The following is a 23,902-nucleotide window of genomic DNA, read 5'->3' on the forward strand; positions in this document are numbered from 1 at the left end:
TGCAATGAGTAACACAGAGCAGACCTGGCCACCACTGGCCGAGCGCATCGAGCGCCTCTCGGAATGGATGCAGCGTATGCGCCCCGGACCGTGGCAGCTCGCTGCAATAAACCCGGCGAAGAAGGGTGCACCGAGGTGCGCGATTATCGATGCAAATGACAAGGTCGCACTCGCGGCCTTCATCAGTCAATACGATGGTCGCTTTAACATCTATTTCAGCGTCAATTCCGTTCGATCTGACCTGACCAAGAAGGCCGAGCGCACCGACATCGTGCAAGTCGACTTTCTGCATGTCGACATCGACCCCGAGGCTGACGCCGCTGCAATGCCGCTGAAGTTGCAGCGCGAGCGCATTCTGACCAGCCTCGTCGAGCGATTGCCCAAGGGGATACCGGCGCCGACAACTGTCGTCTTCTCGGGCGGCGGCTACCAAGCCTTCTGGAAGCTGGCTGCGCCGCTGCCGATCGACTGCAATCTGGAGGCGGCCGAGACCGCCAAGCTCTACAACGTCGAGCTGGAGCGCCGCTTTGCCGCCGACACCTGTCATAACGTCGATCGGCTTATGCGGCTGCCTTACACGATTAATGTGCCCGACGAGAAGAAGCTGGCGAAGGGTCGCACCACCGAGCTTGCGGTCGTTGCCGAAGCCGACTGGTCGCGCGTCTACGACATTTCCGTCTTCGCTCGTGGCCGGGCCGATCTTGTCCCGACAGCCAAGAAGGGGAAGAAAGAGCGGCAGAAAATAGAACTTCCGCCAGACCTGCCAAAGGTTGCTGCCATCGACGAGCTGGATCGCTGGCGCGTTCCCGCCCGCGTAAAGGCCATCGTGGTGCAGGGCCACTTCCGCGACGAGGAGGGTCCGAAGGAAACAGACGACTCGCGCTCGGCCTGGATGTTCGACGCGGTATGCAATCTCGTCCGCCGGAAGGTGCCGCCCGACATTATCGCATCGCTTTTGCTGGACCCAAAGTGGGGCGTGAGCGCCCATGTGCTGGAGCAAGGGGGTGCTGCCTACCGCTACGCGAAACGCCAGCTAGAGCGCGCGGTAGAGGCCGTTGGCGAGGAAGGCGGCGGCTTGCTTCGGATGTTCGCCGAAATGGTGCTGGACTCGTTCGCAACGCGCGTCATCCGCTTTATGGGCGTCTACTACGAGTTTCGCGACGGCCGCTACGTCGAAGTTGAGAAGGAGGCGATGCGCAAAGCCGTGGTCGAAGTCTGTGGCGGCGACACCGACACGAGCGCCATTACGAACGTTTTGGAGCACGTGAACGCCCTGACCCTGGTCCCATCGACCGACGGCGTCGCACCGCCGATGTTTATCGACGGCCGAAATGCGGACGTGCGCGACTACATCGTCTGCCGCAACGGCATCGTCGAGGTTGCCACCGGCAGGTTGCTCCCCCACGACGACAACCTGTTCGTCCTATCGGCGCTGCCGATCGACTACGATCCGAATGCCGGCGAGCCGCTTGTCTACAAGCGCTTCATCGAGACGGTAATCCCCGCAGATGCTCGCGAGACGGCGGAATACATCCTGGCCGATCTGCTGAACCCCAACCCGAAGATGCACTACATCTACAATTTTATCGGCGGCGGCGGCTCCGGTAAATCAACCATGGGTGCCTTGCAACAGATGCTCGTTGGCGAGCCCAACGTGGCCTATCTGCAGACGCACGAGCTTGCCCAGCAGCACGGGCAGGAGGGACTTATCGGCAAGCCCCTCATACAGTTCCACGAGATGGTGATCCCTTCGCGCGGCAACGATGCCGTGATCGCGCTCGGGCGCCTGAAGGCCATGAGTGGCAACGACCCGGTGGCCATTCAGCGGAAGTACAAGTCTGCCTGGAATGGTCGCCTGAACGCGCGGATGGTGAACATAAGCAACAAGGTGCCGAAGTGGCCCGATAACAGCACGGCCATCCAGAGGCGCATGCGGTTCATAAGCATGCCGTTTAGCTTCTACGAGGGCACCGCCAGCGTGCCCGAGGACCGCGATATGGCCGACAAGCTCCGCGCCGAGCTGCCGGCGATCCTGAAGCACCTGATCGCGAAGCGGCGCACCATGCCTGCACACATCGAGAGCCCGCCATCGGCGCGGTCTCTTGTCGAAGGCAGTAAGGCGGCCATCCATCTCTTCGTCGAAGAGGAATGCGTCCTCGATAGGGAAGCCCAAGTCGGAAAGCGAGAGGTGTTCGACCGCTTCTCCCAATGGTGCGACTATAACTGCCCGTCGGAGCGGATGGACTTTACGCAATTCAATGCCGCGCTCCGCGAGGCGCGCACGACGATCCGAGAGAAGCATGCGCGGCAAAATGGCGACCGGACGCGCGTTTGGGTTGGGCTCCGGCTGACGCCGAAGGACGATGTCCCGTTCTAGTTGCCATTTGTGCTGGCTAATTCGTGTGCCATGGCTGTGCCACTCGTGTGCCACTGCGGGATGGTGGCACAGGTGGCACGGAGGTGGCACAGGCGAGGATCGGCCTAAAAGAGCCGGAAATAGAGGGTTGGTACAGGTGGCACAGGTGGTACAGCAGTACAAACATTCTATGGGATCTTAAAAACTGCAATTCCCTATGGTCCCCTATGGCTACCAATTGCCTCCCCTATAGCGGCCCCTTTGGGTAATTGCATTTGCAAATGCCATATAGCAAAAGTTTTGGACGGATTGTCTGTGCCAAACCCAAAAAGCAATTCTTTCGCGGCCCATACGGCAATTCCTTTGGGCAGAGCGCCACAGGCGGCCGGATTTGTTCTCGGGCAGGCAGTAGCGGGTGGTTGCGAAACCCGCTGTGCGGGCTCCTGCGGGGCTTCTACGAGGCAATAAAAAGTTAGCGTCCGCCGCCCACGCTTCCTTGTAACGCATCGACCGTCCGTGTACTGCATACCACCAGTCCGCTGGGCTGGTGGTATGCAGGTTCTAAGTACATGGCTCGCAAGCTGAAAGACACCACTCAGGTTCCCGCGCAAACACTAAATGGCACACCGGCTGCCAAGGGATTGCGCCGTCCGGCGACCAAGTATGTGCGCCAAGTCGTGCTGCCGACAGGCGGCATCGAGTACGCCATTACGGAACGCGGCTACGAGGTGATCGAGACCCTGGCTCGCGAGGGTCGGGACATTGTTACCATCGCCTCGCAGTTGGGCATGGACAAGAACACCTTCCGGCGCATCCGCCAGCGGGACGAGCGTGCACAGACCGCCATCGACCAGGGTCGCGCTCGTTTGGGCGACGAGATAACCGACATCCTGCTCGACAAGGCCCGCGATGGCGAAACCACAGCAGCGATCTTCCTGGCCAAGGGCCGCCTGCACTGGCGCGACCACGGCCCCATCCCCGGCGAGGCAGCACAGCCGAACATCGTGGTGACCATTAACGCACCCATGTCGGACGACGACTTTGCGCGCATGGTCAACATAAAGCAGGTGCCGAATGACGAACCTGCCGACTAGCCCGTCCCCATTCCAGGCGCGCGTGCTGGCGTACCGCCGCCACTGCAACATCTTCAACGGCGGTGGGCGTGGCAGCGGCAAGAGCGTGAGCCTTTGCTTCGACGTGCTCGACCACTGCAAGGAGCTTGGCCCGGCAGCCAGTGTACTCGTACTCCGCGAGAGCCACGCCGGACTGCAAGAACTGATGTTCAAGCTGTACCAGCTCGCAGTGCTTATCTTCGGCACCGGCGTCGGCATGAACAAGGCAGCGGGAACCCTGCAACTTCCCAGCGGTGCCCTCGTAACCTTCTCTAACGTGGGCGATGCCGACAGCTACGCAAAAATCCAGGGCCGCACGTTCACGATGCTCGCCGCCGACGAGCTGGGCAATTACCCGATGCAGGCGATCCACTTCGTATCGCTTATCCGTTCCAATTTGCGCCCGCCCAAGGGCATTCGACCGCACATCCATGTGACGGCCAACCCGTTCGGCCGCGCGCACACGTTCTGCCTGAAGCAGTACGTTAATCGAGGCGCGCCTTGGGAGCCGTACCGTGAAAACGGCGATGGCGATTGGTGGGTCAACTGCCACTCGAACCTGGAGGACAATCCCCACATCGACCAAGAGCAGTACCGGCGCCAGTTGCAAGCCGCAACCACCAACAATCCCGCTCTTAACCAGGCCTGGGAGTTTGGCGATTGGGCCGCGAAGGGCGGCGGGCTTATGTTCGATATGTTCGAGCCCACCATCCATGTCCGCAAGCCACCTCGGGCGCGCATGCGCTACATAGTCGGGGGCGATTTCGGCACCGCCAGTCCCAGCACCGCGATCTTGCTGGGCGAGCTCCGCGACCATGCGAGCCACTTTGTGCCGGGCGACATTTTCGCCATCGACATGATCGACACGTGCCTCACGAGAGACGATTACGCCACGGGCGACGGCAGTCCACCTCCGTTTATCGCCGCGATGATCCGCGACATGCTTACGCGCAATAGTGCGAGCCTCAACACTGAGGTGATTTTCGACGACATGCGCGGCACGTTCTCCGAAACGGTCGTTGGCATTTTCCGCGACCACGGACTGAACGCCTACAAGCCGACGAACAAGGATCGCACGGGCACCTGGGCGCTTATGCGCACGCGCTTGCAGGCCGCCGCGAACGGCGACGGCAGAGGCCTATGGATCAGCCCGAAGTGCGGCCACCTGATCGACACGATTGGAATCGCACCGCGCGACGATCTTCGACCCGAAGATATTTCGCGGCACTTCCGCGAAGACCATGCCATCGACGGTTGCGGTTACGGTCTCCGCGAATTGGCAAGTGGCCCCCGCGTATCGCAGGGCCGCGTAATTGGGATGTGGTGACATGACAGACACGACGCGCGAATACCTAGAGGCCACCAAGTCGGAGACTGCTCGGCCCTTAACCGCCGCCCTGCAGAAGCGTCGGGTGGACTTCAGCGAACTTCAGCCAAAAGACCCCAAGTTCCGCGCACACATTCCGCCGGATCACCATCCCGACGTGCTGAACAAGGACGACGGGTTGGTGGCTACTGCAAAAGGGCACCATGCACTCGAAGTTCTCTGGAACATCCATGAGAAGCTGATCCAGACAGCCTTGCAGGTGCAGGACCGAGCCAAGTTGGCCACTCAGGTCGAAGGCCACGTCCTTAAGGCGATTAAGAACATGCGGGAAGAGATCGCCGGCCTCGACCGCCAGCACGAGCATCATACCAAGGAGATTGCCAGCTCCTTGGGAACGGGAGTTGGACAGCTCCAAGCGGAAGTGCGAAGCATCTGTCGCGATAAGCCCGAGGGCGAACGCCTTGCGTTCGTTCGCGCGCTTCTTGCCGCTGGCGATATTGACTCGCTCAAGGCTATCGCCGCCGTTTCTCCCGTCCTATCTGGGCTCGACGCCGAGTCGTATGCCTACGTTCGCGAGGAAGCAGAACGACTCGTCAATCCTAGGGCGTTTGCCGAACGAGCGGCAGCAGCAGTCGCACGAGAGCGATGCGCTCGCGCGCTTGCTGACTTCGACTCCACCATGGCCGGGAATATCGCGCGGTGGCGGTCGGGCGACGACCAGAAGATTGCCGACCTGATGACCAGCCTGGAGCCGAAGAAGGATGCCTGAGTACCAGCACTGGACAGCGCGGGGCCTTAAGCGTGAGCTTAAGGAACCCGTGATGCATCCCACCGCCCGCGAACTGGCGATGCGACCGCAATTTGTGGAACGGGCTCGGCTGTACTGGTGGCACCACCACGGACCGAGCCCGCTTCCACATGTTGGCTGGCCACCGGGCCGTGCACCGCGCGAGAGCGTCGCCGAGTACTGGCATCTGGTGATCCGCAAGCACCTTGACCACACGCCGGAACTTGTCACCGAGACAGCGAGCCTGGAGGAAAGCATTGCGCTGGCGCTCGCGCTTTCTGCTGCAAACCCGATGCTGGAGTTTTAACGATGGCCGATCACGTGAGGCTCTTTATCGAGGCCGAACTTCGACACACTGGCAATCGAGCCGATCTGGTGAATATTAACGATCTCTGGTGCCGCTATTGCAAACGGGCGGGCCAGAATCTGCCCGGCGAAGCGGCATTCGTCGATCATCTCGCACAATCGCTCCGCTACGACGTCTACGAAGACGCTACGCGGCCAAACGAGGCGTTTCTGGTGGGGTGGGTAGCGGCCAACGTATAGCCCGCGCCGTGGCCTACAGAGAGACGTTCCGTCACTTCGATCTGCTCCGCCACTGCCAGCCGGGCCACGACCCACGGCGGCGCATCGGTCAGCACGCACCATCCCGTCGGCAAGTGCTGAAGGCTTGCGAACCAGCCGTCCGCGAGTAGTGCTCTAACCAGACGATCCATCGTGCGCTCCATATTTCCGTGTACGCACGGTCAATGAAGTGCACGCCATGGTTGGAATGACAACGAAAAAGAAGGGCCGGGTTTCCCCGGCCCCCTTCGCGTCAGAACGGAATATCGGCTTTGTCGCCCGCATAGGCGGGGTAGGCCGAGGTCACGTTCGGCAGGTCGTCCCTGCCGATCAAGTAAAACGGCGGCTTGCCGTCCTTCTCGATTGGCGTGGGCAACTGAAGCTCATCAAGCGACCGCGTCTCGTCCAACCGGACACTGGCGTGGCGAAACCTGATGCTCTTCGTGCCTGAGCAACTCAGCGCCTTGAAGGCCTCGTAAGTCTTCTGCGACAAGAAGATGTTGCCGCTGTCGTACTCACTGATGCACACAAGTTGCAGGTTGCCCTCGGTGTCGGCCCAAACGGTGTATGGGCTTCCGCCGAAGCGGCCGTAGCGCGGATGCGCAGTCTTGGTATCGAACGCAATACTAGTCATTGAAGTCGCCCCTCCCAGGGGCGGACGGTCCTCCTTAATCGCCGTTGTGGCATCGAGCCCGGACGAAGTAGGCCCGATTGCGCGAAGGTCTCACGACAGCGCCAGTAAAGGTCGCGGTAACCCCCCTCGAATATCGTGGGGGGTTATGATGATTAGCGATCACGACTGGCAAACGGTGCAAACCGCATACGAGGTCGGCCGAGCCATGGAGACCAACCATGGCAAGGCGATAAAAGACCTCTATAGCCACGCGATAAATGAAGGTCGAGTGCGGGACGATCTAGATCGGCTGATGAAGTGTATCGCTACATGCAGCGACGACACCCTCCGTCTCCTTGACGCGCACCGTGATCCGAACTTGCTTCACAGCGGCTATCTTAAAGCCGAAGCGGAAGGCAAGATTGCTCCCGGATACTTCGCGAATGGTTTGTTCGCAAAGCACGTCGCAGAACTTGCAGAGCTGATGGTGCATCCCAACGAGGGACCCAAGTCAGCGCCGTGGAGGCATCGAGCTGCGGTCGGCGTGTTACGCTCGCTCTGGCCCGGCAAGAAGACACGCGGGCGGGGCAACCCCTACTTCAACCCGATGGTCCGCTGGATGGGCAGCCAGCTACAGAAGCTGGACCCTGCCCTTCGGGGCGAAGAGAACATCGAGGCCGCTAGACAAGCGGCGCACACAGCACTCACGCCGCCAACCGCACGCCCTCGTAAGCGACGCGACCGTCCTGCGTCGCCTTCACGGCACCAAGACGCGGCGCAGAAGCGCTCAGCGAACGCCAAAAGGCAAGCGGCTGGACGGGGTTGAGACCCTGACGTTCGCAGACTTGCTTGTAGGCATCTAAGGCTGCCATGGCCGTCACCGAATGCCCCGGAGCCTTTCGAATTGCAGCTTCGATAAAGGCATCCGGCTCGAGGCAATTCTTTATCGTCTGCTTCTGTATGATTTTCGACGTTACGAGCGATTTGGCCGCTTTCCCCAATTGGGCTGCGCTAGGAATTACGGCGTTCGCTGAATAGCGCTCACCCTTATCGACCTCCACCGCCGAATGGTTCGCGTAAGTCGCCCAGCTCGGCGCGTAATCCTCTGCCTGATCGCCCCAGACCGTCCAGCCTTTGCGTGGGCCACGAGCGAATAGCTCAAGGAACGGCCCTTCGCTGCACGCCTCGATGATGTCGTACAGCTCATCGGGCTTGCGAGAATGCTCCCGCTTCTGCGTCTTGATGATGTTGACCTGACGACGCCCGGCGGCTCTGGTCCGAGCGTTCTTACCGCGAACGCCGAACAAGATTAGCTCCGTAGTGTTGCGAAAATAGAAGCCTACACCGCGCCCATCAGGACCGCCGTCCTTCCGGATTTTGTGCCAGACGATGTTGCTCTTGTAGTTAAAGCCCCACGCCGTCATCACTCGCAGCCCCTCAGGCAGGAGCGCGTTCGGAACCCAGAGGTAGAGATGCGCCGGGGTATCGGCTATGTCGGCGACCGGCATTGCCAGCACTTCGTCGAGACTCATCGTGCCGTAGCGCGACAAGCGACGGTGCTCGGGCGCCATCTTGCCGGTGCGGTTCTGAAACTGCCACGGTGGATCGGCCAAGATAGTTCGGAACCGTCTACCCTCGAATTGCTCGAACATCTCAAAGTCCCCGTGAGTCGTTCCCGTTTTATACCTTCACCACCGAGTCAGGTATACCGATAAGGAGCAAGGGACACGGGTTGCCCACACCCCGGCTGACGCGGTCTTCGAGCTTCCGCCAGTGCGTGGTTGCCTCGCCAAACTTGTCGGATACGAATACGTCTACCCAGCCCTGCCGGAAGCCGACGCGGGCCGCGCGATCTTCGATAAGCTGTCGCTGTCGGCGCGTGGGCGAATAATTGTACGCGTCCAGGTCTTCAATGCTGTCCACTTCTTCCCGATTGGCAAAATCGAGAAGCATGCGCTTCAGATTCTGTTGCAGCGAGAGCCCGCGCGTAATGATCCCTCCGACCGAGATGGCCCCTTCCGCGTGCAACCGCTTGAAGCTCTCTAGGTCGCGATCGAAGAACGGGTCCTTGTTGTTCCACTCGATCTCCAGCGCAAAAACATGGTCACCGAACTTCTTCACGTGATCAATCTCGTGCGAGAGCGATTGCGTCTCTGTCTCTTCTTCGTCGAAACCGACCAGCTTCCGGACCGTCACGTTGCGCTTAGCCCAACCCAGTTCCGCCAACCGACGACGCTTCCTCTGCGTTGAGGGCGCCTCGCCGCCGCCACCGCTCACTAACTCCTCGACAGGGATTTCGAGCCCAAGGAGTACCGCTTCCAGATCGGCAATGGCCTGGGGCATGTCGTGTTGCAAAATGGCTGCCGCGTGATGCAGCGCCAACACATCGTATCCTGCTTGTCTGAGATCCTCGAGCATAGCCACCCCCGCAATGGGGGAGACTACAGAAGAGTCGCCGACTTCTCTACCCGATGCTCGAATAGTGTTCGAAACAGTGTTCGCCCCGCAAGGGGGTTAAAGGGCAAGAAATGTAATACGCTGTATCTATTTGGGAATTTTGGTCGGAGCGAGAGGATTTGAACCTCCGACCCCCAGTCCCCCAGACTGGTGCGCTAACCAGGCTGCGCTACGCTCCGATTCCGGCCCCCTTTTGCCCGCACGGGGGCCCAAGGTCAACCGCCATCCTCGGGTGGGCTTAAAACAAAGTCAGCTTGACGCATCAAGGGGGTGCTTGCGGCCTCGACGTCCTCTAAAACCAGCGGCACCAGGGCTTCTGGCGAGATCCGAGCCGCCCGAGCCAGCGCCACCGCCGCGACATAGCCAGCTACCGTCGCCTCCAGCGGGATATCCCAGGTGCGGTAGCTCGAAAGTGACCTGCCTGCCCCATGAGATCCATCCAAGCCGTCGAAGCCCGCTCCAAAGCCATAAGTCGCCGCAGGCGCCGTAGCCTGCACCTCGCCCGGCAAGTCGGCCAAGTCCGCAGCCTCGCCCGCCGGTCCCATAATCCCGGCCTCCTTCAGCACCGCGAGCAAGCCCCGCCCGTCGGCCTTGGCAAACGCCTCGACGCGGCACCACGCTTGGATGAAAGCGCGATCTTCCCCATCGGCGCTTGCAGGTAGCGGCACCTGCGCCTCGTCGCCGTTCGCATGGCCAAGGTCGACGCCGCCTGCCACTGCTTCCGCAAAACTGACGATGCGCGAACGGCGTGCGGCCGCCATCTTGCGTGGCGTGACACTTTCGAGATCGACGCCAAGCGGCGCAAACCTGGTAAGCGCGATAAGCGCAAACGGACCGGAGTGGGAGAGACTGAAATGCGGTGCCGGTGCAGGCAACAATGGGCGACCACCTACTGCAGTCTGAAAGGGTTGCGCACGAAAGACCGCGCCGCCCCACCGCTCCAGCAAAACGCGCAACGCGATATGAGCGGTTCGCCATCGCTGCCGCGCTTGCGCATCTGAGATGCCGGCGGCCCGCTGTTCCTCTTGCGCAGACAGCCGAGGGCATTCCACCTCAGCGTCAGCGAGCGCCCCCGCCATGGCATCGAGGTCGACGAACCAAAGCTCCAAGGCAGTGTCAGGCAGAGACGAAAGATAGGACGCCGGGCGGGCGCTCACGTACGCCCACCGGCTCGCGAACGCTTTGCGACTGCGCTCGCTTCTGCGATGACATTGCCGATGAGAAGAGCGCGGCACTGCTCCAGCTCCCGGATCACGGAACGAATAACATCGGCACGATTTTTCTGCGTGCCAGGTATTGCTTCACCCACAGCCTGCGCGGAGGCGGCAGGGGGCGATTGGGCAGGCGTTTGCGGCGTGGTTGCCTTCCCGTCCTTCAGTCCTCGGACGCTAGCCTTTGCAGCCCCCGCGCGACGACCGGTCGAAGGAGCGGCGCGGGTGGCAGCAACCTTGACTTGATCGACACCCTGCTCACGCAGGATCTTCTGAACGCCTTTGATCGTATAGCCTTCGGCGTGCAGAAGGTGACGAATGCCGCGCAGCAACGCCATGTCTTCCGGCCGGTAATAGCGCCGACCGCCACCACGTTTCATGGGCTTGATCTGCGGAAACTTTCCTTCCCAGAATCGCAGCACGTGCTTTGGAACATCCAGTTCATCCGCGACCTCGCCGATGGTGCGGAATGCATCTGCGGATTTGTTCATAGTCTAACCTCGCCCTCAGCCTCATGTGCTTGGGCGAAAGCGCAAGACCGCGCTAAGCTTACGCACCTTCTATGAGGCACGCGCGCTGATGTCGGAAAACCCAAATGCTAAGAAGATGACACAGCGCGTGATGCGCGATCATACCTCAATGAATGTCAAAACGACAAAAGCAAAAAAATTTCTTGGCGAGTTCGTCGCGTCACTCTGCGGCACGCTTTGAGTGCCCCTTGTTGATGCGATCCTTCATAATGTTGGAAGGACGAAACACCAGAACACGGCGCGGCGTAATCGGCACTTCCTTGCCCGTCTTCGGATTGCGTCCGACGCGCTCGCCCTTTTGCCGGATTCCGAAAGAACCAAACGAAGAGAGCTTCACAGCCTCGCCACCCGCGAGGCTGCCCGAAATCTCTTCGAGCACACGCTCGACCAGATCCTGGCTTTCATTGCGCGGCAGCCCGACTTTTTCGACCACCGCCTCCGCCAGATCGGCGCGGGTCAACGTTTTGCCTCCCATTGTCCTCTCCCTTGACCGGACTATGAATTTTTGCGCGATGCTACCGGGTGATTTCGTCGCGGTCAACGCGGGAAGCAACTGAAATTTCTGCTTTTTTCGTTGTTGCAGCGCACCCGCTCCTGCGACGCGAGGCTTTTGGAGGCGTTTACCGAGCTTGTTAAGACAAAAAGCACGCGCGGACGCACGCGCACGAGCCGCGGAAAACGGCAGCTGTTCCGTCACCGCAAATGGGGATAAGGGCCCGCTAGACGAGGCCGTCGGACCTACCAGCGGGCGAGAACTGCACCCCAGGTGAAGCCGCCACCCATCGCTTCCATCAGAACAAGGCTACCTTCTTTGAGACGGTGCTGCTCGAAGGCTTCATTGAGCGCCAGGGGAATTGAGGCTGCCGACGTGTTGCCGTGCTTGTCGAGGGTCATAACGATCTTGCCCGGATCAACGCCGAGTTTCTTTGCAATGCCATCAAGGATGCGTTGATTGGCTTGGTGAGGCACGAACAGGTCAATCTCACTCGCGGTGAATCCTGTCATGACAAGAGTTTCTTCGATAACGCCGGAGATTTTCTGAACGGCATGGCGGAAAACTTCTCGGCCGTTCATGCGCAGATGTCCGGTCGTCTTGGTGGAACCAGGGCCGCCGTCAACATAGAGCAGATCCTCGAAGCGTCCATCAGAGCGGATGCGCGTCGCTAGAATACCGCGGTCGTCACGCCCGCCGTTTTGTGGCTGCGCCTCAAGCACAATCGCACCCGCGCCATCTCCGAACAGCACGCACGTCGTGCGATCCTGCCAATCGAGAATGCGCGAGAACGTCTCAGCCCCGATCACGATGGCGCGTTTGAATTGGCCGGTCCGCAGGAAATTATCTGCCACCGTCATCGCAAAGACAAAGCCTGAACAGACGGCTTGAACGTCAAAGGCGGCGCCGCGCGTTATACCGAGCATCTGTTGGATGCGCACGGCAGTGGCAGGAAACGTGCGATCCGGCGTCGCGGTGGCGCAGATCACCAGATCGATGTCGACCGGGTCGATACCCGCGCGTACCAGCGCCTGCTTGGCTGCCGCGGCGCCGAGATCGGACGTATGCTCATTTTCGCCGGCAACGTAGCGCTGTCGAATGCCCGTGCGCTCCACGATCCATTCGTTGGACGTATCGACGATCTTGGCCATCTCGTCATTTGTCACCACGCGCTTCGGCAGATGCGCGCCGATACCGCGAATGACCGATCGAATGACTGCCACGAATACTTTCCTTCTCGCTTTCCTGGCCTTTTTCTGGCCCGCACCTAGCCGGTACGTTCGGCAGATGCCGGCGGAGCACTGTCCACCGCCTGCTCGATCTTATGGTGAAACGCGTCCAGATCGTCCGTCAGTCGGGAGATAAGGCCGGAGTCAGCCATCTCGTAGGCGAGATCGACGGCGCTGGCAAATCCGAAGGCATCGGTGCCGCCGTGGCTCTTTACCGCTATGCCTTTCAGGCCCAGAAACGTGCCGCCGTTGACCCGCCGAGGATCCATCTTGGCTTTCAAAGCCCTGAACCCACCGCGCGCCAATAGCGCCCCGATCTTGGTCAAAAGAGAACTCGTCATCGCACCCTTGAGATAGACGCCGATCTGGCGCGCCGTACCTTCGGCTGTCTTCAGTGCGATGTTTCCGGCGAAGCCTTCCACAACGATGACGTCGGCGGCGCCGTGGCCGATCTGATCGCCTTCCACAAAGCCCTTGTAGTCAAAGGGGAGGTCGGCCGCCCCACGCAACCAAGCGTGCGCCTCGCGCACCTCTTCGACGCCTTTGACGTCCTCCACGCCGACGTTGAGCAAACCGACTGTCGGGCGTTCGATGTGAAAGATCGCCCTCGCCATCGCTGCGCCCATCAGTGCAAGCTCCGACAGCTTGCGAGCGGTCGCACCGACATTGGCGCCAACGTCAAGCACAATGCACTCAGAGCGGATCGTGGGCCAAAGAGCTGCCAGCGCCGGACGCTCGATACCCGCGATGGGGCGCAGAATGAGCTTTGCCATCGCCATCAGCGCGCCAGTGTTGCCAGCCGAAACAGCGGCATGAGCGTCACCGATTTTCACCGCCTCCAAGGTCAGCCACATGCTCGACCCCTTGCCACGGCGAAGCGCCTGACTGGGCTTATCATGCATGGCGACCACGTTGGTGGTGTGAACGACCCGAGACTTGGCCTTAAGCGAGGTATGCTGATCGAGCACCGCGTTGATGCGCGCTTCGTCACCGAAGAAGATGAAGCTTAAGGCGGGGTGCCGCTCAAGCGACAGAGCAGCACCGGGGACGACCACTTCTGGACCGTGGTCACCTCCCATGGCGTCGAGCGCAATTGTCTTCGAGCTCGCCATTGTTTTTGCCTTACGTTCCCACCCGTCCGCAATGCGCCGTCAAACGGCGGCATTGGCCTTCGCCGCATATAAATCGCGAAATCGGCTGGACCATAACGTCTTTGCGGTGCGAGACAACCAGCAATTCACGGTTCTGCACGCTTGCCGCAGCGGTCATTCACTCCTTGTCCTTTAGTTGTGCAAGTACCGAGAATGGGTTGGCTTTTTCAGCGTTACCGGTCTTGTCCTTCCAATCGAAAGCGGCACCTTCCTTGCGGGGATATGGATCGATCGCGCTCGAAAGCGTCTCAAAGACAATACGTCCGACGGGGATATCGTCTCCAACAAGGGTCTCCACATCCGGACCTTCCAAGACGCTTTTGTCTTCGCCGCCCTCAGGCTCGGAGGTTTCTCGCCAAAACTCCACCTCGAAGGGTTCATCGATTGTCGAAGCGACAGGTTCGAGCGTGACGACGCAAGACTGCACGACATCCGCCCCGACCTGCCCCTTCAGTCGCCATCCGCCACCTGCCACACTTATGATCCGGTAGCGCGCCTCCAGAGCGTCGAGCGAAGAAAGTTTCAGAGCGCTGGCAATTTCTGCACGCTCCGCATCACCGGCTTTACGGACCAATTCAAGACCTTGCTCCGGTACATCGACGGTCGCGTGGGACCAGGATGCCAGGGGCGGCACACTTGTAGCCACTTTCGTCATATCGTCACCTCGTGTCAGTCGCAGAAACGCCGCCCTTAGCCCTGAGCGCACAGCGCATTTTGCAGTACGGCGACAAGCTCTGAAGGAGCAGCGAGTGCGGTGTCGTCGGCGCTTTCGAGCGCGTCCGCCTGCCGTCGCACAGCCCCCGCCAATGCTTGCGCGGACATTTGGTCGGTGGGCTTTCCATCCCATATGTGATGGGCAAGGGCGGTTGCGAGGGCGGAACTCCCCTCGCCCGCCAGCCCCTCCCGATAATCCTTTGCCCGCTCGTAGAACGCCGCAGCCGCCCGCTTGACCTTCTTGGGCACAGTCAAATCGCCCACACCCATCTCGCGCATGCAGTCGTCCATATCGGTGATGAACGTCTCTATCGTGGCCTGAGAAAGGTCCATGCCGCCTTTGGTGCGCTTTACGCGCTCCAGGACCAGATAAAGCACCAATGCGATCATTTCGAACCGCCCGCGGGTGGTGTCGGGGACACAAAAGTCCGAATAATATCCGGGAGTTCTGGCGAGCGTCACGACTGCGCCATAAAGCTCTTCTGCTTTAGCACGGCCGGGACGGGACGTAAGCCAAGCAAACATCTCGTTCGATATCCTCATTCTGAGCCGGATCTATCCCCGGTGCAAGCTGGGGATCGCCTGCCCTTGCAGCGTCGCCAACATTGCGTTGCCGCCTTCTACAGTCTAATCGCCTTGTGTCCATGGAAAGAAATGATTCTCACCCCATGAAGCCCGATCTGCGACGAAAGCCCCGACTACGCCCCGCCGGAACACTGGCTGCTTTGGCGATCGTCCTCGCTGTCGCGGGCTGCGGCGAGCAGATCATCAAGCATGGATATCAATTCCGCGACACCGATCTGCAGGCGATTCAGCCTGGCATGAGCCAGGACCAGGTGCGCTCCACTTTAGGCACGCCAGCAACCACCACTATGCTCGGTGGCGGCAGCGCCTATTATTATATTTCGAGCACGATGTCGCAGACATCCTTCATGCTGCCCGACGAGAAGGACCGAAAGGTTGTTGCGGTCTATTTCAACGAAGGTGGCACAGTCCAGCAGGTCGCCAACTACGGGTTGAAGGATGGCAAGGTGTTCGACTTCATCTCAGCCCAGACGCCAGCGCCTGGATCGAAAGACGAGGGGATACTGAAGTCGCTATTCCGCAACCTCGGCAAGAAGACCAACATCTTCGGCGACGGAACTTGATAACCAGCTAGTTGGTCAGACGCAGCCCGCGCACATTCTTTGCGATGCCCGACGCGATGAATTCGATCATTGACGTATTGGCTTCCTCAACAGTGCCACCGTGCGTGAACGACTGCCAAGTCTTCACCTCAAGCCAACCTGTCTGGCCATCTCCCCAGTCCTGGCTGGGATCGCCGAAGAACAAAATCTGCTTGTGCGTTTGATCAATGGTTGCCGCCGAATCCCATTTATTGCGGAACGCACCATAGGTCCGCGGCATGACGCTTGCTGACGGATAGGCGGGATTGGCCAGCGAGTTCGTGAACGGCAAGGGATGAGTTGATGCATCCGTCCACACGACGATCAACGGGTAGACGTCTGTTACCTTGGTGTTGAAACCCGCGGGCTGGTCGCCGACCTTCATCCATGTCGAGCTCATTGCAGCGTTGAGGCATTCAAGACCGCTTTCGGCCCAGTCCGCACCACCACTGGCAACCTGCGGAGAAACGAAGCTGTTGAATGTGGACGCTTCGTCGGGAAGCATGAAGAAATTCGACGTCACCAGGGGATCGGAATCCCAAATGCCGGGCGCAGTGTCGCCAAAGTCCTTGAAGTAGAGCATGCGGACGCGAACTAGCGGGAACTGCTGAATTCCCTTCGCAGCAAGCGCGGAATTCAGATTGTCGTAGAAGTTCATCGCGTTGTTCTTGACGGCGTTCAGCGAGGTCTGCATGGAGCCTGTCGAGTCCACGCACATAGCGATGTCAAGAACCGGAAATCCGGGGGTTACGCTAGCTTCCGAACTGCCACTGATGGTAATTTTGTTAAAGCCGAGCGTTGCCGACAGCGTGGTGTTGCTCGTCGCCGTATAGTCGATATGGGACTTCCAAAGACCCGAATCCTGCGTCAGCGTTACATTCAGTTTGGCGATCTTGACCGAGGTGAGATCGGCAAGGTTGGCGAAGAAGTAGTTTTTCGCGATCTCCTGAGCCTGTGCGATCACTTGCGCACTATCGGCGCTAGGGTCAACCTCCCCCGCGCTTGCTGACGCGCGCGCAGCTGCCAAGTTGGCGGCGTCTGCGGCTTGGGACACGCGGGAGCGCACGCGCTCTTGGCGGATGAAATCCATCGCGAGGCCCGAAACGCCAACGAGCACGCTTAGCAAGAGCGCAAACAGGGGCACAATCGAACCACTCGTATTGCTCCGAGCCTGATGCACCCGCTGCAATGTTCTCTTAACGCGGGAATGCATGAACGGGACCTTGGCTACTGACGCTTTTACTTGAGGTGCGCCCACCGTATCGCGCCGATAGAAAAAACCTTCGAAAAATTCCCGTACAATTTGAAGTATCTCGCGCCCGAGAGCCGACACGGCAGCTGAAACAGTTTCCCCGAATTCACAATAAAGAGCTTGTTAAGAGAAGAAGGGTCCCGGAGTTGCCTCCGGGACCCTTCGCAAGATCGTGTCTGATCGTTGCGTGTTAGCCGTGGGCCAGAACAGCCAGCAGCAGCAACGCAACAATGTTGGTGATCTTAATTGCCGGGTTCACCGCCGGACCAGCGGTATCCTTGTAGGGATCGCCGACGGTATCGCCTGTCACCGATGCCTTGTGAGCTTCCGACCCCTTGACGTGCTTCACGCCATCTTTGTCGACGAAGCCGTCTTCGAAGCTCTTCTTTGCATTATCCCACGCGCCGCCGCCGGAAGTCATCGAAATCGCGACGAAAATACCAGTGACGATCACACCGAGTAGCATCGCACCGACAGCAGAGAACGCTTCGCCTTTACCAGCAATCGCGCTGATTACGACGAAGAGGACAATCGGAGAGAGAACGGGCAGAAGCGAGGGGATCACCATCTCCTTGATCGCAGCCTTGGTGAGAAGGTCAACGGCCGCGGCATAATCAGGTTTCTCGGTGCCCTTCATAATGCCGGGCTTCGCCTTAAACTGACGGCGCACTTCCTCAACGATGGCACTGCCTGCACGACCGACCGCTGTCATGGCCATTCCCCCAAAAAGGAAGGGGATGAGACCGCCAAGAAGCAACCCGACCACGACGTATGGGTTCTCAAGACCGAAGTTGACGTTGACGCCCTTGAAGAACTGATAGCCGGTCGCGCCTTCCTTGTTGGCTTCCGTGATGAAGTGATGCAGATCGTAGTTGTAGGCTGCAAACAGCACGAGAGCGCCAAGGCCGGCGGAACCGATTGCGTACCCCTTGGTGACAGCCTTGGTCGTGTTGCCCACGGCATCGAGGGCGTCGGTCGAACGGCGAACCTCTTTAGGCAGGCCTGCCATTTCGGCGATGCCGCCTGCGTTGTCCGTAACCGGGCCGAAGGCGTCGAGCGCAACGATCATACCGGCAAGGCCGAGCATGGTGGTCGTTGCGATCGCGGTGCCGAACAGACCCCCGAGGTTATAGGTCAGGATAATGCTGGCGACGATGGCGAGCGTCGGCAGAGCGCAGGCTTCAAGCGAAACAGCCAGACCCTGAATGACGTTGGTGCCATGACCGGTGACCGAGGCTTGGCTGATCGAGCGCACCGGACGATAGCCGATACCGGTGTAGTATTCGGTGATCCAGACGATCAGGCCCGTCAGCGCAAGACCAACCAGACCGCACCAAAGCAGGTTGAGGCCGGTAATCTCGACACCGTTAGCCGTACCGACCGGACCATAGCCACCGAGCACGTACTGGGTCGCGCCCCAAAGTCCAAAGATCGACAGCGCGCCCGAAGCGAGCACGCCCTTGTAAAGGGCGCCCATGATCGAACCGTTGGCGCCAAGTTTGACAAAGTAAGTGCCGATGATCGAGGTGACGATGCACGCCGCGCAAATGGCCAGCGGGTAGACAATCAACGCCTGGAGATTCGGCTGACCGGCAAACAGGATCGCTGCCAAAACCATGGTCGCAACGACAGTCACGGCGTACGTTTCAAACAAGTCGGCCGCCATGCCGGCGCAATCGCCAACGTTGTCACCGACGTTATCAGCGATGGTCGCAGGGTTGCGTGGGTCGTCCTCGGGAATGCCAGCTTCGACTTTGCCGACGAGATCGCCGCCGACATCCGCACCCTTCGTGAAGATGCCACCGCCAAGACGCGCGAAAATCGAGATCAGCGACGCGCCGAAGCCAAGCGCCACCAGAGCGTCGATAACTTCGCGGCCGCCCGGCTCCTTGCCCATCATGTTGGTGAGGACATAGTAGTAGACGGACACACCCAGCAGCGCGAGACCGGCAACCAGCATGCCGGTGATGGCACCGGCCTTGAATGCGATATCGAGACCGCGGCCGAGCGATTGGGTCGCGGCCTGAGCTGTGCGAACGTTGGCGCGTACCGAAACGTTCATGCCGATGTAGCCAGCGAGGCCCGAGAGCACCGCACCGATGGCGAAGCCAACAGCCTGTAGCGGTCCAAGCAGCGCCCAAGCGAGAATGAAGATGACAGCGCCAACGATCGCGATCGTGCGATACTGGCGATTGAGATAAGCCTGCGCGCCTTCACGGATGGCGCCGGCAATTTCCTGCATGCGGGCATTGCCAGCGTCCGAGCCCATCACCGCGTTCGATGTGATGAAGGCATAGACGATGGAGAGTGCGCCACAGGCGATAATCCCCAACAGTATGTTGCTCATTTTGAGGTCCCTTTTGGCCCTAGATTTTTAGATGTATTCTCGGACGGCGTGACTTCCCCGGACGCCCGGCCCCGCCCCCCATTTGTTCTTCAGGCGAGAGTCGCGGCGGACCATGCCAAAACTGCCGCGGCGTTGCAACACGGGCACAACTGTCTTTTAGTTGAGAAGCGGCTCTGAAGCCCTCGCGGACACAGTTAATCGGCCCTCTTCCGCCAAACGGATGCGGCAGGACGACCTCAATGCAGCCCAGCGCCCTTTTCTACGTCGGTTGACCGGTTTGGGTCCCTACCCAACTAGCGTCAAGCCGACGCAGCGCATATAACCCGCGCTAATCCTTCCTCATCGAGCGCGGAGCGCCCCAACTTGAACATCAACAAGCTCATCGATAGCACTCCTGGTGCGTCACCCGTCCGAAACCTTTCCACCGCCTTCGGTGTCGACCCAACCAGGGCCGAGCCCGCTGTGGATATGCTGGCCCAATCGCTGGCAGACCGCATTGAGCGCAACACGCTGTCTCGCGGTGGTATCGCTGACGTATTCGACTTGCTTGCCCGCCCAGAGGCGGGCGTGGCTCTGAATGAGCCTCAGGCGCTTGCTTCCGAGCATGTTGAAGAGGTTGGCAACGGAATCCTCGACGTCCTGCTTGGCTCCAAGCACATCAGTCGTGGCCTTGCGGCAAAGGCCGCTCGTGAAAGCGGACTGAGCGAAGAAACCCTGAAGAAGATGCTGCCCGCGGTGGCCAGCATGGTGATTGGGGCTCTTCAAAACAAAACCATGCCGCAGATTGAAAAGGCGATGCACGCGATGCCTGCAATTCCTGGCAGCCCGCTGCCGCTGCCGGGCGAACCGCGTGGGTCGATTCCTCAGAACCATCCTAATTTGCCGCAAACGGCCGGAGGCGGACGCAGCGGCGGCACGGCAGGTCGCAGCCCGCTGCCATTACCCGGGGACGATATTCCAGGGATCGAAGGGCCCAGCCGCTTCCCGCAGATTCCCGACATCATTCGGAAGGGCGGGCGGCAGATTCAGGTTCCAGGGCCTACAGGCGGTTCTCTCGACGAAATTATTCGACAGATCCTGGCAAACGTCCTCGGATTCAAGAACTCCGGCGTGCTGGCTTGGATCTTGAAGATCATCTTCTCGCGATGGTTCCTCGGTCTTCTGTCGCGCATTTTGTTCCGCCGGAAGTAGACGAGTGGCGCATTTGCACAAAGTGCAATCAATCGAAACAACAGAGGCCGGTCTTGAGACCGGCCTTTGCTTTTAAGAGATCTCGCGGGAGTCGCGTCTCACGAACGGCAGGGCCGCGCTTCGACAGAACAGCCCCAACCGCCGGAACCCTGCGAGCAAGTCATCTTCTTGCTACCGGCCTTGCGGTAGCTGGCCCAGGCGGAGCCATATTCAAAATCGACAAACGACGACCAGGCAGAAACAGCAGCCTGCTCGGCCTGGCGTTTGGTCGCCTTGCCGCTCGATGAGCCGTAATGGAAGTGGTCCGAATAGCAGACGTATCCGCGCTCATAGCGGGCGTCGTGCATCGCCTCGCCAACGGTCTCGGCCTGCAACGACTTCTTGCGCGCAGCCTCTGCATGGCCGGCCGCGAACAGCGCGACAACGGCCAAAATTCCTGAAAATACTTTGGTGAATGTCATGGCGTTGTGTCCCATAGAATCTGCACTCCCCCGAATGCGGAGCTAACTTTGGCAAAAGCGAACGACAATTCAACGCCGCCAGACGCCTTCGCGCCGGACAAGCGCTAAAATCTCCAACTTGCGGCCAGGATGACACACTTGTCACGCTGACGATCCACACAAACAAAAGGCCGAACTCCGACTTACGTCAGGTCCGGCCGATATTCTTGTAAGCTAGCCGTGAGCTAGCGACTGCAAGGAATTGCGTGAACCTCGCAGCCCCAACTCGTGCCAGACTGTGAGCACTTCAGGTCCTTCTTGGCCGCCACCGAATAGCTAGACCATTGACCACCGTATTCCAGATCAACGAGTTCGAACCAGGACTCGACCGCCTCTGCCTTTGCCTTCGCAAGGGTCGGCTGTCCCGAGCTGGAACCGAAGTGAACGTGTTCAGCGAAGCAATAGCGATTGCCGTAACGCGCGAGATCGTGGATGGCAGCCGCACCGGTCAGAACCGGAGGTTTCCGGCCAGCGCCAGCATTTGCAGTATCGACTGCACTTGGCAGAAACAGCGCCGCAGCCAAGGCGCAAAAGGCGAGCGAAATGCGCCGTGTTGTATGGAAAGACATATGGAATTCCCTCGGAATGTCGCGAATCGTATTGGGCGAGACGGTGGCAATTCTGGCTGCAATTGGGCCCAAGCTCGATATTCGAAATCAAGTCGAGATCACAAATCTTGCCAGGCGCGGCAAAGATGGCACACGCATGCAAGCCGCAACGCCTTGACGGCGCTCAACGACCTTACAGCGCCAGACGATACCGAGCGCACACCTCCATCCGGGCAAGGGGCCCGAGCGAAGATCGTCTGGATTTGTAAAGCCCAGACGCCGATGCTTTGAGATGCTAACGACGAACCGCTACTTCGCGGCGACGACGGAGATCTCCACCAGCATCCGAGGATCGATCAGCTTGGCTTCTATACAAGCCCGCGCAGGCGCATCCTTCCCGCCAAGCCAAGCGCCCCAAGCCTTATTCATTGCATCACGATGGCGAATGTCATTCAGCCAGACGGTCGCCTGAACGACCTTGGACTTGTCGGTACCGCACAGCGCCAGAAGACGGTCGATTTCGGTGAGCACTTCCTGGGTCTGACCTTCGCAGTCCTTGCCCAAGTCAGTCGGAATGACGCCTGCTGTGAACACGAAGCCGTTTGCCTCCGTCACCTTGGAATAGACGGGCGAGGACTCGTGGCGCTTGATGGACATCTGTGGGGCTCCCGGAAAATTTCATATGGTTGGATGGCAGGGCGCCCTCTTAGCCCAGGTCTGCTCAAAGCGTGAAGCCAACAGACCGGCGGCAAATCGCGCAAAGCATCCCCGTCGCTGTGGCACCGCCTCGGCCGGGGAGATTTTGCCGCGTTGCATTAACCCTTTGCAGGAAGCCTGGGAGCCCCTATAGTTGCAAATGACTTGCAACTGCAGTTACCAGTCTCCGCCTCTCGGGGGCGCGGATCTTAGGAGCCCGAATTGGAAGCCCACCCGGACGTGATTTCCAAGAGCGCCCCGATAGCCAGCGGAGGCTGGCTGCGCGCCCGCGGAGAAGCCGCGCTCAACGACGTCTACCGCACGATTCCCGTAGCGCGCTCAGGCCCGGCATGGCGACGGCTCCTCGCCTACCTCGGCCCAGGATACATGGTCGCCGTAGGCTACATGGATCCAGGCAACTGGGCCACCTCCATCGCTGGCGGCGCTCAATTCGGATACACACTACTCGCCGTTGCCATGCTTTCCAATATCATGGCGATCATCCTCCAGTCCCTGGCGGCGCGACTTGCAATTGGCTCGGGACGAGACCTCGCGCAAGCTTGCCGAGACGGTCTTCCGCGCTGGACAGTCTGGCCACTCTGGCTGCTGGCGGAAGCCGCCATCGTTGCCACCGACATCGCGGAAGTCATTGGAACGGCCATCGGTCTGAAGCTATTGTTTGGCATTCCGCTGGCGATGGGCGTCGTCATAACGGCGCTCGACGTATTCCTAATATTGTTTCTGCAGCGCCTGGGGTTTCGCTACCTTGAGGCCTTCATCGTTGCCGGTCTGGCGGCCATCGCCATTTGCTTTGCGTTGCAGCTCGCTCTAGCAAATCCGGACTGGCATGAGGTTTTCGCGGGCTTTCTCCCAAGAACGGAAATTGTCACTAATCCGCAGATGCTCTACCTCGCGCTCGGTATTATCGGCGCAACCGTCATGCCGCATAACCTCTATCTGCATTCCGCGATCGTCGGTACGCGCGACTTCGGACAGTCTGAACCGGAAAAGCGCGAGGCGCTGAAGTTTGCGACCATCGATTCAACCGTCGCCTTGATGCTGGCTCTGCTCATCAACGCTTCCATCCTTATTCTTGCAGCGGCAGCGTTTCATAAGGCTGGCCTGTCGGACGTTGCGGATCTTTCGCGCGCCTATAATCTCCTCGCGCCGCTTCTCGGCTCCGCGCTGGCGCCGACGCTGTTTGCGCTCGCCCTGCTGCTGTGCGGTCTAAACTCAACCGTTACCGCCACCTTGGCCGGACAGGCTGTCATGGAAGGCTTCATCGACATCAGGATGCAGCCCTGGCTGCGCCGCCTCATTACCCGACTTATCGCCATCGTGCCCGCTGCGGCCGTCGCTGTCCTCTCCGGAGAGACGGCAACGACCCATCTTCTTATTCTGAGCCAGGTAGTTCTGAGCTTGCAGCTTCCGTTTGCTATCGTCCCGCTCGTACTTTTCACGGCGCAGCGCGCGAAGATGGGAGAGCTGACGGCGCCTGTTTGGTTGACAATCAGCGCAAGCATAATTGCCGCAATTATTATCGCGCTCAACGCCAAGCTTATTTTCGACGTCGCAAGCGGGGGCATCGCTGCCGTCCATTAGGACATTGCGATTGTCGGTGATTAGGGGCTAGAACCCGCCCCATGACACGAATACCC

General features: G+C 59.8%; 26 protein-coding genes and 1 tRNA gene. 9 read left to right on the plus strand and 18 right to left on the minus strand.

Annotated elements, in window-relative coordinates; genetic code table 11:
- Positions 1-4 precede the first annotated feature (4 nt).
- The 5 genes from R3D51_00485 to R3D51_00505 all read left to right on the plus strand — a co-directional run bounded on the left by R3D51_00485 (position 5) and on the right by R3D51_00505 (position 5,889).
- A complete protein-coding gene (locus R3D51_00485; protein ID MEZ5897946.1) occupies positions 5-2,377 on the plus strand; it encodes a phage/plasmid primase, P4 family in 2,373 nt (790 codons plus the stop codon).
- 548 nt (positions 2,378-2,925) lie between these two features.
- The gene (locus R3D51_00490; GenBank protein ID MEZ5897947.1) at positions 2,926-3,450 is read left to right on the plus strand and encodes a hypothetical protein; all 525 of its coding nucleotides are present in this window, start codon (positions 2,926-2,928) and stop codon (positions 3,448-3,450) included.
- A complete protein-coding gene (locus R3D51_00495; GenBank protein ID MEZ5897948.1) occupies positions 3,431-4,795 on the plus strand; it encodes a phage terminase large subunit in 1,365 nt (454 codons plus the stop codon). The genes R3D51_00490 and R3D51_00495 overlap by 20 nt, the downstream gene beginning before the upstream one ends.
- Before the next feature lies 1 nt (position 4,796).
- Complete coding sequence (locus R3D51_00500) at positions 4,797-5,564, plus strand: hypothetical protein (protein ID MEZ5897949.1); 768 nt, start codon at positions 4,797-4,799, stop codon at positions 5,562-5,564.
- A complete protein-coding gene (locus R3D51_00505; GenBank protein MEZ5897950.1) occupies positions 5,557-5,889 on the plus strand; it encodes a hypothetical protein in 333 nt (110 codons plus the stop codon). Before R3D51_00500 ends, R3D51_00505 begins: the two co-directional genes overlap by 8 nt.
- On the opposite strand, the gene R3D51_00510 is transcribed toward R3D51_00505, so the two are convergent.
- The 13 genes from R3D51_00510 to R3D51_00570 form a co-directional block, all read right to left on the minus strand.
- Entirely contained in the window at positions 5,886-6,038 is a 153-nt protein-coding gene (locus R3D51_00510; GenBank protein MEZ5897951.1) for a hypothetical protein, read from the minus strand. The genes R3D51_00505 and R3D51_00510 overlap by 4 nt on opposite strands.
- 26 nt (positions 6,039-6,064) lie before the next feature.
- Positions 6,065-6,298, minus strand: coding sequence for a hypothetical protein (locus R3D51_00515; protein ID MEZ5897952.1), 234 nt, complete (start codon positions 6,296-6,298; stop codon positions 6,065-6,067).
- 101 nt (positions 6,299-6,399) lie between these two features.
- Entirely contained in the window at positions 6,400-6,780 is a 381-nt protein-coding gene (locus tag R3D51_00520) for a hypothetical protein (protein ID MEZ5897953.1), read from the minus strand.
- Between the two features lie 683 nt (positions 6,781-7,463).
- Positions 7,464-8,372: an MT-A70 family methyltransferase gene (locus R3D51_00525; protein MEZ5897954.1), complete on the minus strand. Its 909-nt coding sequence runs from the start codon at positions 8,370-8,372 to the stop codon at positions 7,464-7,466.
- A gap of 67 nt (positions 8,373-8,439) precedes the next feature.
- Positions 8,440-9,177, minus strand: a complete 738-nt coding sequence (locus R3D51_00530; GenBank protein MEZ5897955.1) for a BglII/BstYI family type II restriction endonuclease — start codon at positions 9,175-9,177, stop codon at positions 8,440-8,442.
- Between the two features lie 140 nt (positions 9,178-9,317).
- Positions 9,318-9,395, minus strand: a tRNA-Pro gene (locus R3D51_00535).
- Between the two features lie 36 nt (positions 9,396-9,431).
- A complete protein-coding gene (locus R3D51_00540) occupies positions 9,432-10,373 on the minus strand; it encodes a hypothetical protein (protein MEZ5897956.1) in 942 nt (313 codons plus the stop codon).
- Positions 10,370-10,918 (minus strand): MerR family transcriptional regulator, encoded by a 549-nt coding sequence (locus R3D51_00545; protein ID MEZ5897957.1) that lies wholly within the window; start codon positions 10,916-10,918, stop codon positions 10,370-10,372. The genes R3D51_00540 and R3D51_00545 overlap by 4 nt, the downstream gene beginning before the upstream one ends.
- Positions 10,919-11,117: 199 nt before the next feature.
- Positions 11,118-11,432, minus strand: coding sequence for an integration host factor subunit alpha (locus R3D51_00550; GenBank protein MEZ5897958.1), 315 nt, complete (start codon positions 11,430-11,432; stop codon positions 11,118-11,120).
- A 263-nt stretch (positions 11,433-11,695) separates the two neighbouring features.
- Positions 11,696-12,673, minus strand: a complete 978-nt coding sequence (locus tag R3D51_00555; GenBank protein MEZ5897959.1) for a beta-ketoacyl-ACP synthase III — start codon at positions 12,671-12,673, stop codon at positions 11,696-11,698.
- Between the two features lie 44 nt (positions 12,674-12,717).
- Positions 12,718-13,791: a phosphate acyltransferase PlsX gene (gene plsX, locus R3D51_00560; protein MEZ5897960.1), complete on the minus strand. Its 1,074-nt coding sequence runs from the start codon at positions 13,789-13,791 to the stop codon at positions 12,718-12,720.
- A 157-nt stretch (positions 13,792-13,948) separates the two neighbouring features.
- Complete coding sequence (locus R3D51_00565) at positions 13,949-14,485, minus strand: DUF177 domain-containing protein (protein MEZ5897961.1); 537 nt, start codon at positions 14,483-14,485, stop codon at positions 13,949-13,951.
- 35 nt (positions 14,486-14,520) lie between these two features.
- Positions 14,521-15,087, minus strand: coding sequence for a ubiquinol-cytochrome C chaperone family protein (locus tag R3D51_00570; protein ID MEZ5897962.1), 567 nt, complete (start codon positions 15,085-15,087; stop codon positions 14,521-14,523).
- A gap of 125 nt (positions 15,088-15,212) precedes the next feature.
- On the opposite strand from R3D51_00570, the gene bamE reads away from it, so the two are divergent.
- A complete protein-coding gene (gene bamE, locus R3D51_00575; GenBank protein MEZ5897963.1) occupies positions 15,213-15,692 on the plus strand; it encodes an outer membrane protein assembly factor BamE in 480 nt (159 codons plus the stop codon).
- A 7-nt stretch (positions 15,693-15,699) separates the two neighbouring features.
- Here the strand turns inward: bamE and R3D51_00580 are convergent, their stop codons facing one another.
- Together R3D51_00580 and R3D51_00585 are read right to left on the minus strand one after the other, a co-directional pair.
- The gene (locus R3D51_00580; protein MEZ5897964.1) at positions 15,700-16,923 is read right to left on the minus strand and encodes a pilus assembly protein TadG-related protein; all 1,224 of its coding nucleotides are present in this window, start codon (positions 16,921-16,923) and stop codon (positions 15,700-15,702) included.
- Between the two features lie 229 nt (positions 16,924-17,152).
- A complete protein-coding gene (locus R3D51_00585) occupies positions 17,153-19,309 on the minus strand; it encodes a sodium-translocating pyrophosphatase (protein MEZ5897965.1) in 2,157 nt (718 codons plus the stop codon).
- A gap of 363 nt (positions 19,310-19,672) precedes the next feature.
- On the opposite strand from R3D51_00585, the gene R3D51_00590 reads away from it, so the two are divergent.
- The gene (locus R3D51_00590; protein ID MEZ5897966.1) at positions 19,673-20,500 is read left to right on the plus strand and encodes a DUF937 domain-containing protein; all 828 of its coding nucleotides are present in this window, start codon (positions 19,673-19,675) and stop codon (positions 20,498-20,500) included.
- Positions 20,501-20,598: 98 nt separating this feature from the next.
- Here the strand turns inward: R3D51_00590 and R3D51_00595 are convergent, their stop codons facing one another.
- Both R3D51_00595 and R3D51_00600 read right to left on the minus strand, forming a co-directional pair.
- Positions 20,599-20,961 (minus strand): hypothetical protein, encoded by a 363-nt coding sequence (locus R3D51_00595; protein ID MEZ5897967.1) that lies wholly within the window; start codon positions 20,959-20,961, stop codon positions 20,599-20,601.
- A 224-nt stretch (positions 20,962-21,185) separates the two neighbouring features.
- The gene (locus tag R3D51_00600; GenBank protein ID MEZ5897968.1) at positions 21,186-21,569 is read right to left on the minus strand and encodes a hypothetical protein; all 384 of its coding nucleotides are present in this window, start codon (positions 21,567-21,569) and stop codon (positions 21,186-21,188) included.
- 16 nt (positions 21,570-21,585) lie between these two features.
- Between R3D51_00600 and R3D51_00605 the strand changes: the two genes are divergently transcribed.
- Positions 21,586-21,726, plus strand: a complete 141-nt coding sequence (locus tag R3D51_00605; protein ID MEZ5897969.1) for a hypothetical protein — start codon at positions 21,586-21,588, stop codon at positions 21,724-21,726.
- Between the two features lie 131 nt (positions 21,727-21,857).
- On the opposite strand, the gene R3D51_00610 is transcribed toward R3D51_00605, so the two are convergent.
- Positions 21,858-22,205 (minus strand): RidA family protein, encoded by a 348-nt coding sequence (locus tag R3D51_00610; GenBank protein MEZ5897970.1) that lies wholly within the window; start codon positions 22,203-22,205, stop codon positions 21,858-21,860.
- Positions 22,206-22,466: 261 nt separating this feature from the next.
- On the opposite strand from R3D51_00610, the gene R3D51_00615 reads away from it, so the two are divergent.
- Complete coding sequence (locus R3D51_00615) at positions 22,467-23,846, plus strand: Nramp family divalent metal transporter (GenBank protein ID MEZ5897971.1); 1,380 nt, start codon at positions 22,467-22,469, stop codon at positions 23,844-23,846.
- Positions 23,847-23,902 lie beyond the last annotated feature (56 nt).

This window comes from Hyphomicrobiaceae bacterium (assembly GCA_041397645.1).
In the GTDB taxonomy this organism is placed as follows: domain Bacteria; phylum Pseudomonadota; class Alphaproteobacteria; order Rhizobiales; family Hyphomicrobiaceae; genus Hyphomicrobium_B.

What these genes read in the sequence shown, in the direction of transcription:
- R3D51_00545 (MEZ5897957.1), bottom strand. Translation starts at nt 10,918, where the DNA reads ATGAACAAATCCGCAGATGCATTCCGCACCATCGGCGAGGTCGCGGAT.
- R3D51_00495 (MEZ5897948.1), top strand. Translation starts at nt 3,431, where the DNA reads ATGACGAACCTGCCGACTAGCCCGTCCCCATTCCAGGCGCGCGTGCTG.
- R3D51_00520 (MEZ5897953.1), bottom strand. Translation starts at nt 6,780, where the DNA reads ATGACTAGTATTGCGTTCGATACCAAGACTGCGCATCCGCGCTACGGC.
- R3D51_00570 (MEZ5897962.1), bottom strand. Translation starts at nt 15,087, where the DNA reads ATGAGGATATCGAACGAGATGTTTGCTTGGCTTACGTCCCGTCCCGGC.
- bamE (MEZ5897963.1), top strand. Translation starts at nt 15,213, where the DNA reads ATGAAGCCCGATCTGCGACGAAAGCCCCGACTACGCCCCGCCGGAACA.
- R3D51_00580 (MEZ5897964.1), bottom strand. Translation starts at nt 16,923, where the DNA reads ATGCATTCCCGCGTTAAGAGAACATTGCAGCGGGTGCATCAGGCTCGG.
- R3D51_00485 (MEZ5897946.1), top strand. Translation starts at nt 5, where the DNA reads ATGAGTAACACAGAGCAGACCTGGCCACCACTGGCCGAGCGCATCGAG.
- R3D51_00585 (MEZ5897965.1), bottom strand. Translation starts at nt 19,309, where the DNA reads ATGAGCAACATACTGTTGGGGATTATCGCCTGTGGCGCACTCTCCATC.
- R3D51_00600 (MEZ5897968.1), bottom strand. Translation starts at nt 21,569, where the DNA reads ATGTCTTTCCATACAACACGGCGCATTTCGCTCGCCTTTTGCGCCTTG.
- R3D51_00610 (MEZ5897970.1), bottom strand. Translation starts at nt 22,205, where the DNA reads ATGTCCATCAAGCGCCACGAGTCCTCGCCCGTCTATTCCAAGGTGACG.
- R3D51_00565 (MEZ5897961.1), bottom strand. Translation starts at nt 14,485, where the DNA reads ATGACGAAAGTGGCTACAAGTGTGCCGCCCCTGGCATCCTGGTCCCAC.
- R3D51_00500 (MEZ5897949.1), top strand. Translation starts at nt 4,797, where the DNA reads ATGACAGACACGACGCGCGAATACCTAGAGGCCACCAAGTCGGAGACT.
- R3D51_00505 (MEZ5897950.1), top strand. Translation starts at nt 5,557, where the DNA reads ATGCCTGAGTACCAGCACTGGACAGCGCGGGGCCTTAAGCGTGAGCTT.
- plsX (MEZ5897960.1), bottom strand. Translation starts at nt 13,791, where the DNA reads ATGGCGAGCTCGAAGACAATTGCGCTCGACGCCATGGGAGGTGACCAC.
- R3D51_00605 (MEZ5897969.1), top strand. Translation starts at nt 21,586, where the DNA reads ATGTCGCGAATCGTATTGGGCGAGACGGTGGCAATTCTGGCTGCAATT.
- R3D51_00510 (MEZ5897951.1), bottom strand. Translation starts at nt 6,038, where the DNA reads ATGATCGACGAATGCCGCTTCGCCGGGCAGATTCTGGCCCGCCCGTTT.
- R3D51_00530 (MEZ5897955.1), bottom strand. Translation starts at nt 9,177, where the DNA reads ATGCTCGAGGATCTCAGACAAGCAGGATACGATGTGTTGGCGCTGCAT.
- R3D51_00595 (MEZ5897967.1), bottom strand. Translation starts at nt 20,961, where the DNA reads ATGACATTCACCAAAGTATTTTCAGGAATTTTGGCCGTTGTCGCGCTG.
- R3D51_00490 (MEZ5897947.1), top strand. Translation starts at nt 2,926, where the DNA reads ATGGCTCGCAAGCTGAAAGACACCACTCAGGTTCCCGCGCAAACACTA.
- R3D51_00550 (MEZ5897958.1), bottom strand. Translation starts at nt 11,432, where the DNA reads ATGGGAGGCAAAACGTTGACCCGCGCCGATCTGGCGGAGGCGGTGGTC.
- R3D51_00515 (MEZ5897952.1), bottom strand. Translation starts at nt 6,298, where the DNA reads ATGGATCGTCTGGTTAGAGCACTACTCGCGGACGGCTGGTTCGCAAGC.